The sequence below is a fragment of the Prevotella sp. oral taxon 306 str. F0472 genome, from assembly GCF_000257925.1.
Lineage (GTDB): Bacteria > Bacteroidota > Bacteroidia > Bacteroidales > Bacteroidaceae > Prevotella > Prevotella vespertina.
The window spans coordinates 56,616-63,197 of the sequence record NZ_AJIN01000042.1; the positions used below are offsets into that span (position 1 = coordinate 56,616).

The 6,582-nt window shown below is 41.6% G+C and carries 7 protein-coding genes and 1 pseudogene; 2 read left to right on the forward strand and 6 right to left on the reverse strand.

Annotation, left to right across the window (positions count from 1 at the left end; genetic code table 11):
• Nucleotides 1–200: 200 nt before the first annotated feature.
• Entirely contained in the window at nt 201–1,748 is a 1,548-nt protein-coding gene (locus HMPREF9969_RS06845) for a Gfo/Idh/MocA family protein (protein ID WP_009435080.1), read from the forward strand.
• 85 nt (nt 1,749–1,833) lie between these two features.
• Here the strand turns inward: HMPREF9969_RS06845 and HMPREF9969_RS06850 are convergent, their stop codons facing one another.
• The 4 genes from HMPREF9969_RS06850 to rpsF form a co-directional block, all read right to left on the reverse strand.
• Nucleotides 1,834–2,907 carry an AAA family ATPase gene (locus tag HMPREF9969_RS06850; RefSeq protein ID WP_009435094.1) on the reverse strand — a complete coding sequence of 358 codons (1,074 nt, stop codon included), beginning with the start codon at nt 2,905–2,907 and terminating at the stop codon, nt 1,834–1,836.
• 88 nt (nt 2,908–2,995) lie between these two features.
• The gene (gene rplI / locus HMPREF9969_RS06855; RefSeq protein WP_009435121.1) at nt 2,996–3,523 is read right to left on the reverse strand and encodes a 50S ribosomal protein L9; all 528 of its coding nucleotides are present in this window, start codon (nt 3,521–3,523) and stop codon (nt 2,996–2,998) included.
• A gap of 15 nt (nt 3,524–3,538) precedes the next feature.
• Nucleotides 3,539–3,808, reverse strand: a complete 270-nt coding sequence (rpsR, locus tag HMPREF9969_RS06860; protein WP_004353605.1) for a 30S ribosomal protein S18 — start codon at nt 3,806–3,808, stop codon at nt 3,539–3,541.
• 2 nt (nt 3,809–3,810) lie between these two features.
• On the reverse strand, nt 3,811–4,155 hold the full coding sequence (gene rpsF, locus HMPREF9969_RS06865; protein ID WP_004383260.1) for a 30S ribosomal protein S6: 345 nt from the start codon (nt 4,153–4,155) through the stop codon (nt 3,811–3,813).
• A 136-nt stretch (nt 4,156–4,291) separates the two neighbouring features.
• On the opposite strand from rpsF, the gene HMPREF9969_RS13025 reads away from it, so the two are divergent.
• Nucleotides 4,292–4,462 carry a hypothetical protein gene (locus HMPREF9969_RS13025; RefSeq protein WP_009435086.1) on the forward strand — a complete coding sequence of 57 codons (171 nt, stop codon included), beginning with the start codon at nt 4,292–4,294 and terminating at the stop codon, nt 4,460–4,462.
• A 197-nt stretch (nt 4,463–4,659) separates the two neighbouring features.
• Here the strand turns inward: HMPREF9969_RS13025 and HMPREF9969_RS06870 are convergent, their stop codons facing one another.
• Both HMPREF9969_RS06870 and HMPREF9969_RS13030 read right to left on the reverse strand, forming a co-directional pair.
• Nucleotides 4,660–5,139: a histidinol phosphate phosphatase gene (locus HMPREF9969_RS06870; protein ID WP_036895380.1), complete on the reverse strand. Its 480-nt coding sequence runs from the start codon at nt 5,137–5,139 to the stop codon at nt 4,660–4,662.
• Nucleotides 5,140–5,255: 116 nt separating this feature from the next.
• Nucleotides 5,256–6,582 (reverse strand): annotated as a pseudogene (locus HMPREF9969_RS13030) (hypothetical protein); the annotation flags it as partial.

Consider the following 6,582-nt stretch of genomic DNA (forward strand, 5'->3'; position numbering starts at 1 on the left):
AAAGTACAAATGGAGATTAACTTAAAGTATCATACGATAAGAATTGGAACGAAGTTGAGCGTTGAACTTTCCATATCAACCTCAACCCAAAACATCTGACAAATTAATCTTTAAAGTATTCCCGTTTTACGCTAATATTCACTATCTTTGCCCTACAATTATAATTAAAAACCAATAATCAATAAATAAAAAACCAAACTATGAGAATTAAAAAGACCTTTGCTGCAATACTCATTGCAGGCAGTTTCTTATTACCAACGAATGCTTTAGCACAATTCAATTGGCCTTACAAGATTGTTAACGGAAAGGCGGTCACAGAGGTTCCAACCCGTCCTGCTGGTGAGCAAAGTGTTTTGAACCTTGCAACACCAAAGATGAAGGTTGTACGGGTAGCCTTCGTTGGACTTGGTATGCGCGGTCCAGGTGCCGTTGAACGATGGACGCATATCCCTGGAATACAAGTGATGGCGTTGTGTGACTTTGAGAAGGATCGTGCAGAAAGGTGTCAGCAATATTTACGCAAGGCTAGCATGCCTGCTGCGGATATTTATTCGGGCGAAGATGGTTACAAAGAATTGTGTAAGCGCAAAGATATAGACCTTGTTTATATTGCACCTGATTGGAAACATCACTTCCTAGTTGCAAAAGAAGCAATGACACATGGTAAGCACGTTGCAATAGAAGTCCCGGCAGCGATGAATATGTCAGAAATATGGCAACTCATCGAATTATCTGAGAAGAATCGACTACATTGTATGATGCTCGAGAACTGCTGCTATGACTTCTTTGAGTTGAACTCTTTAAACATGGCTCAAAAGGGTATCTTCGGTGAGATTCTATATGTACAAGGAGCTTATCGCCACGACCTAACTCCCTTCTGGAATGCTTATTGGAAGAAGGATAAAGAAGATAAATTAGGTTGGAGATTGGATTACAACCAGAAGTTCCGTGGTGACATATATGCTACTCACGGCTTAGGCCCTATTGCACAAGTATTAGACATTCACCGTGGCGATCGTATGAAGACACTTATCGCAATGGATACAAAGTCAGTTAATGGTAAGATGCACGTTGAACAAATGAGCGGTGAGCCTTGTAAGGAGTTCCGCAATGGCGATCAAACCACAACGCTGATCAGCACAGAGAATGGAAAAGTGATTGAGATTATTCATAACGTAATGACTCCACAGCCTTATAATCGTATGTATCAGTTGACTGGTACAAAGGGCTTCGCTAATAAATATCCTGTTGAAGGCTATGCTTTATCATCTCAAGAACTTGCAAAAGCAGGTGTAACCCCTTCAGCAGATGACTTATCGGGTCACAGCTACTTATCGGGTAAGGATAGAGAAGCTTTGGAGAAGGCGAACGAAAGCCCTATTATCACAAAGTATGAGAAACAAGCGAAGGAAGTTGGTGGTCATGGTGGTATGGACTTCATCATGGATTCACGTCTAGTTTATTGCTTACAGAACGGCTTGCCATTGGATATTGATGTGTACGACTTAGCAGAATGGTGCTGTCTAGCCGAGTTAGGTTCTATCTCTATGGATAATGGTAATATCCCTGTGGAAGTACCTGACTTTACACGTGGTGAATGGAATAAGATTAAGGGCTTCCGTCATGCTTACGCATCTCCTGCTGACGAGGCACAAGCTAATGTTGATGCCGTTGCTTTTACGAACCAACTAAAAGAAAAGGGTAAGAAGTATTGGGAAAAGGTTGATAAAGCAGCAAAGAAGAAATAAGGTTTAGACCTTAGATATACGGAAAAGGTGCCACAACTGATGATACAGTTACGGCACCTTTTTAAGTTATGCTCAACTTAACCTCTTACTTTCTCAAGGCTAAATTGTAATTGTAATATTCTGTCTTACCCGTAATATCTTCTACAACCTCGATAAAGGGAGGGAAGTTGACATCCTCATGGTCAACAATGCCCTTCGTTTCAAGTATCTGAAGATTGCGCATTGGAGATAAATAGGTATCAAGCTCAAAGAATTGACCACGCCATATAAACGTTTTACGAATCTTATGGATTGACTGACGATAAGGGTCGGCTTGACGCATTAATGACTCATAGAGGTTATTATCAATCTGTCGCTCGGTAACTACCTGTGCATTGTTTGCTAAGGTCTTTTTCGTTGTACGAACATTAACAGAAACGCCGTTCAATGTACGACGACGAAGACGCACCTCACTACGTGGGTCGGATGTTAGATAAGTTTGAATGATCTCACTTTCTATAGCATCAGGAATATCACCTGTAAGACGCACGATATATTTACGTTCTTCTACTATCTGCTGCGGAATCTCAAGTATATTCGATATCTCTTGAATAACACGATTGATCTTTGTATCAAAGTTCTCGTGGTTGTTGATTACACGCAAATGAGGATGCTCTGACCAAGCTTGAATAACTTTCTTATCAACTTCACGTGCAAGCTCCAATCCCTCTGTACGCTCCGCATTGTTAGCCGTCGTATAGAATTGTTCTGCACCATCAGCAGCACTGACAAGGTGAAGTACCGCATCATATCTAGCACGTAACTTCTCCGAACAGGTTCCAACGCCAGCCGTAATCTCATTCCACATTTCGGGCTTCATATAAGCAGAAATATCCATCGTTCCACGATCACAAACGATGATGGTTGGAGTAGTAATTGTTTCGGCTATCCGCGTAAACTTATCCTCCAAAGCAAGCTGCATTTCTAGTGTCGCCTTCTCTCCTTCATAAAAGAAAGCGTGATTATCCGTAAGGTAATCCATACCTGCTTGGCTAAAGAGTGTTGGCACTTCAGGAATAATAAACACCTTGTAACCGAGACTGGAGAAATGCTCGATAATCTTGACAAGTGCTGTCGTTTTTCCGGCACAAGGTCCGCCGGTAAGTACTATTCGTTTCATAATAAACTAATAAATCCCTTCCACCCGGAAGTGAAAGGGACTATTATCTAACATTACTGCTTTACAGTGCAAAATGTCATTTGTTGAATTACTCAGCTGCTGGAGCTTCCTCCTCTGCAACAGGTGCCTCTGCAGGCTGCTCTACTGGAGCCTCCTCAACAGCAGGTGCTGGCTGGTTCTCTGCAACTACAGTTACAGGAATCTTAACCTCAACCTCCTTGTGGAAGTGAACAGTAGCCTCAGATGTGCCAACCTTCTTCATATCGTGCATTGTGACAATCTTGCGATCAACCTCAATACCACGCTTTGCAAGCTCTTCAACTACAGTTGCAGCATTAACAGAACCGTAAGTTACACCTGTAGCTGATACCTTTGTTTCAATAACAAGTTCTACACCATCCAACTGTGATGCTTTCTTCTCTGCCTCAGCCTTAAGAGCTGCAAGTTTAGAAGCCTGCTGCTTTAAGTTCTCAGCCAACTGCTTCTTAGCTGAAGGAGATGCGATAACACCTTTACCTGTTGGAATGAGATAGTTACGACCGTAGCCGTTCTTTACATTAACGATATCGTTCTTGTATCCAAGACCGATAATATCTTCTTTTAATATAATCTCCATCTATTGACCTCCTTTTTACTTCATCAAATCGGTTACGTATGGAAGTAATGCAATCTGACGAGCACGCTTAACAGCTTGTGCCACACGACGCTGATACTTCAATGAAGTACCTGTGATACGACGAGGAAGGATCTTACCCTGCTCGTTAAGGAACTTCTTCAAGAACTCACCATCTTTATAATCGATGTACTTAATACCGCTCTTCTTGAAACGGCAATACTTCTTCTTCTTTGTGTCGATAGAAGGAGCTGTCAAATAACGGATCTCTGATTTCTGCTCTGCCATAATTATGCCTCCTTTTTAGCTGCCCATTTAGCACGACGCTTCTCAGCGTATGCTGCAGAATACTTGTCCTGCTTAACGGTAATGTAACGAATAACCTTCTCGTCACGACGGAAGCCGGTTTCGAGAGTGTTAATAACTGATGGTTCTGCATTGAACTCTAACAATGCATAGAAGCCTGATGACTTCTTCTGAATGTTGTAAGCCAACTTCTTCAGCCCCCAGATCTCCTCGTTCAAGATCTCAGCACCATTATCAGTGAGCAGTGTCTTGAATTTAGCGACCGCTTCCTTCATCTGTTCGTCAGATAAAACGGGAGTCAAAATGAAAACGGTTTCGTATTGATTCATACTATTTTAAATATATAAAATGAATTAAAAATGCACCTTGCATGCGCAAATGCAGCGCAAAAGTACTACTTTCCATGCAATTGACCAAATAATTTTAGTACTTTTGCTCATCGTATAGCATAATTACAGGTTCGTTATGAGAAGATATATCAAATATTTAGGTCTTATTGCCATCATCATTGGCATTCTCTTATTTGCAATCCACGTTATCATCAATTATCCAAAGAACACCTTATTGTTTACTGGTTTGATATTGGTTCTTGGCGGAACTATTACCTTTATAAAAGGGAATAAAACAACCTTCTGACAAATCTCAAAGGTCAATTTTCAAAGCTCAAAGCTCAATAATAAGGAACGCAAAAAAGAGTTCGCGAAGAAAACTAAAATTGTTCGCGAACAAAATCAAAATTGTTCGCGAACAATTTCAAAAGAGTTCGCGAACTCTTTTCGATTTGTTCGCGAACTCTTTTTTGATTGTCTTAGCAGAATCTGGAAAGACCCTTATTATCCTTCTGCTACCGGGCCTGGAGACTCGGTTCCTTCTGCCTTCTTTTTCTCTTTCTTTCCTTTCTTTTCTTTCTTCTCCCTTGGTGTTACTTGTTCATACGTAACATCATTCAGAGTGAAATACTTCGCAGAGGCAAGGAACTTTATAACAGGTTTCTCGATGTGCTGCTGTGCACGGAACTGCTCAACACTCTCTACTGCCTTGCTCTTAAACGAGGGTGTCAACGTTCCCATGTCGCCAAACTCCACGATGTCACCATTGGCAACGATGTCACGGGCGGTTTCACTTGCAAGATTCAGTACAGCAGCTACCTCCTGCGCATTAAAGGTTGTTGACTTAGCAATGCGTTCGCAAAAGTTGCGGAAGTCTACACGGTGCCTACCAGTTGGACGAGCAACAATAACAGTCTTTCCAGCCTGCTTACCGATGTTTAGCTTCTGCTCTCTCAAGAAAAATTGAATTGGTTTGTTAGCCATTGTTATTAAGGTGGTCTCTCGTTGTGATAGCTCCGTAGGCTCGAGACCTTTTAGCCCACGAAGCATTTGTTTATAATATTATTGTTTGCTATAATAGCCTCATTGACTACGACATTTTAGAAATGAATGAAAGCACGTACCTTTGCTCTTACATCCGTTACTTGATTCCACATTTGTTGCCCACTTTCATATTGGATAGAATATATACTTGGATAGCTTGTACCATCATTTCCAGTCCAACCCGTACTAAGGCTAATGTTAATTAGGTCTGGGGAGGCAGTTCCTGCGCCATTTTCAAAGCTACTAGCAAAATAACGCGTAAAAGCACCTTGATTCGCAATATTTTGACTTCCGACAAGTACACCATTATTGCTGTAATGGGCGGTGAGTGCATAATTTAGAATTACCGGGTCAAAACGTCCACCACCTGCTGCACCTTTACCACCATTATAACTCCCATTATTATTAACTTGCCCCAAACACATAGCATCTAGAGCCGTTCTCCATTCACCTGATGCAGGGAGATACCACTTCTGATTAGCAATAGCACCTGTTAAAGTCACACCTGGATTATAATGAGCGGCATAATAGAAAGCAGGGAAACCCCACTGATTGTTTCCTTTGGGCTGACCACCAGGTGAGTCAGGCATTGCATTAGTCGTAGGATCCCATGTCCAGTTATATCCGTTCATGTCAGAGACATTGTCAGAAAGCCCTGTCCCTAACAGTAAGCCTTGAAAGTTTGTTGTCATATAAACAGGAGTAGAACTAGGGTCACTGGAAAGGCTTTGTGTTGTCCATTGACAATCTGTATTCTTCACATTGCCAGTAAGAGGCGACCAAGAACTACCCAAATCTGCTTCTTTCAAAGCAATAGCTACACCAGAGTTCGGTGTCCCGTCGTTGTCTTTTACAACAAAGGCTATCGGAGTCTTGGTTCTATTAGCTTTGAGCGTCCCTACAGTGCCATCAGAGAATAGGTATTTGAAACCCGTATAGACAAGACGAATTTTGAGTTTGTAAGTTGTATTTTCTTTGGTAACAAAACCAGAGAGAGCAGGATCTGTAGAATAAAGATGTGTACTTGGTGTAGCTGTCTTTCCGTAGAGCGTCAGTGAAGGTAAATCTAGACGCATCTGGCGAAGTGGAGTTCCAGGAAGGAACCATGTGTAAGTAGTATCTCTGTTGGCATAGTGCCACTCCATGTCATTCTTAGAATCTTCAAAAGCAATATATGTAACATCCGTAGAAGGGGAGTAAGGGTGTGCCTGCCAAAAATCGGCCGTTAATGTTTTATTGATCGTTGTAACAGAAGTGGCAATTGGATTATTACCTTTCTCATCAAGTTTTACGCTGGTAGGGACATTGTTGTTAGGTGAAGTAAGCGTTGCACTAACAGCATGCTTTATAGGGAGGAAACTATGTAACTCAAGATATACACGC